Consider the following 1966-nt stretch of genomic DNA (forward strand, 5'->3'; position numbering starts at 1 on the left):
TTTTAAACCCTTTAAAATTCAAGGCTCCTACTAAGAAAATGCCTACATCTAAAATACCTTTATTTAGGGAAAATATAGCTAAATTTAAAAACCTTCTTGATAATACCTATTATAGATATGCCAATATTAGGCTTATTATGTAGCTATTTATTTATTCTTAATTTTTAACCATATGTTTTTAGCGTTAGATGCCCCTTTTAAGGGTTTAACTAATGCATTTATAGTTAACATAAGCGTATTTTTTACAAATTCATTTAAGTGAATTTGCCTGCCATTTACAAAAAGCAGTATATTATCGTTGTTTTCTTTTTTTATATAATTATTTTCAATAAATGTAGCTGTGTCTTCAATATTATCTAAGAAAAATTTATTATTTACATTTTCTAGTTCTGGGGCATTTAAGTCATCAGTAGCTACAGCAACTAATGTATTATCATCTTTGCAAAGAAATTCCCTAGAGTGGGAAGTTCTAAAAACCTCAATTTTTGGTTTATTTGAACGTTTATATCCTTCAGTTATTACTAAATCAATATCCTCTGGTAATAGAAGCATAAGCTCGTCTAATGTCGGTTCTTTATTTACGCTGTTAATCATAGCAATTTTTTCTGAACTTGATATAATAACAGTCTTAGCCCCTGCTTGTTTATGCCTATAACTATCTTTTCCTTCTTTATCTATCTCAAAGGAATGGGCATCATGTTTGATAGTTGCTATTTTATATCCTTTTTCAGTGAGATAGGTAGTAAGTTTCTCTATAAGTGTTGTTTTGCCGGAATCTGACGTACCTACTATTGATATTATATTATACATATAAGCTCCTAGTTTTTAGAAAAGATATAATAAAATTTATTCTTAGTAAATATTTTATTGAACATTTTCATTATTATTGCTATAGTCTATGTTCAAATGAAAAATGTTATACTAATAACTACTATATTAATATTAATGGGAATTTCCGGATACTTTATATATTATACTATAAGACCACCAGAAATTCCTAAAAATTTAGTTGTTGGCACTGGTAGAATAGATGGAGATCTTATATTTCTAAATGCCAAATATGCTGGTAGGGTAGAATTTATTACTGTTAATGATGGAGATAGAATTAAAAAAGGTGAAATTGTAGCAAAATTAAAATCTGATGAATTTATGGCTCGATTAGAACAAACGAATAAAGCAATTGAATCAACTATAGCAAACAGGGATGCAGCAAAGCTAGATTATGAACAATCCGTTAGAGATTTTAAGAGGGCTAAATCTTTATTTGAATCAGAATTAATTTCTGAATCTAATTATGAAAATGCGATGTTGGCAAAGGATACAGCAAAAAAGAGATTAGATAGCCTTAATTATCAAATAAAGCAGCTTAGAGCCCAAAGAGAAGAAGTGTTAGCAATGATTGATGAGATGACCATAAGATCTCCAGGAGATTGTTTAGTTATTGATAGAATTGCACAACCTGGAATGGTTATTGGTGAAGGCGGCAATATTTTGCTGCTAATAGACCCAAAAGAGCTCTATTTAAAGTTATTTGTTGATACAATTGCAAATGGAAAGATTGAGATAGGTGATGTGGGCCAGATTTTTCTGGATGCATATCCTGATAAACCTATACCAGCAAAGGTCGTTAGAATTGAAGAAAGGGCAGAATTTACACCTAAGGAAGTCCAAATTAAAGAAGATAGGATACAGCTTATGTTTGCAGTGCATTTAAAACCGGTTGAATATAACCCTCTAATCAAGCTAGGTTTGCCTGCAATTGGTGTTATATCCTTAGATGGTAAGGGGTTGTTAAAAAGCTCTAGACCGCTTGGTGATCTATAAATAATGTCTATACTTAATATTAAGAATTTAGTGGTTAAATATGGAAAATTTACAGCAATTAATAATGCTTCTTTTGAAGCAGTAAGTGGAGAGATTACTGGTATAATTGGTGCTAATGGTGGTGGTAAAAGTTCCTTTATAA

2 protein-coding genes are annotated in these 1966 nt (G+C 30.3%); one reads left to right on the forward strand and one right to left on the reverse strand.

What is annotated here, in order from left to right; all coding sequences use genetic code 11:
* Window positions 1-147: 147 nt before the first annotated feature.
* Window positions 148-810 carry a molybdopterin-guanine dinucleotide biosynthesis protein B gene (mobB, locus tag SVN78_10665; GenBank protein ID MDY6822067.1) on the reverse strand — a complete coding sequence of 221 codons (663 nt, stop codon included), beginning with the start codon at window positions 808-810 and terminating at the stop codon, window positions 148-150.
* A gap of 96 nt (window positions 811-906) precedes the next feature.
* On the opposite strand from mobB, the gene SVN78_10670 reads away from it, so the two are divergent.
* Window positions 907-1824 carry an efflux RND transporter periplasmic adaptor subunit gene (locus SVN78_10670; protein ID MDY6822068.1) on the forward strand — a complete coding sequence of 306 codons (918 nt, stop codon included), beginning with the start codon at window positions 907-909 and terminating at the stop codon, window positions 1822-1824.
* The last annotated feature ends 142 nt before the right edge of the window (window positions 1825-1966 follow it).

The organism is Deferribacterota bacterium (genome assembly GCA_034189185.1).
Taxonomy (GTDB): domain Bacteria; phylum Chrysiogenota; class Deferribacteres; order Deferribacterales; family UBA228; genus UBA228.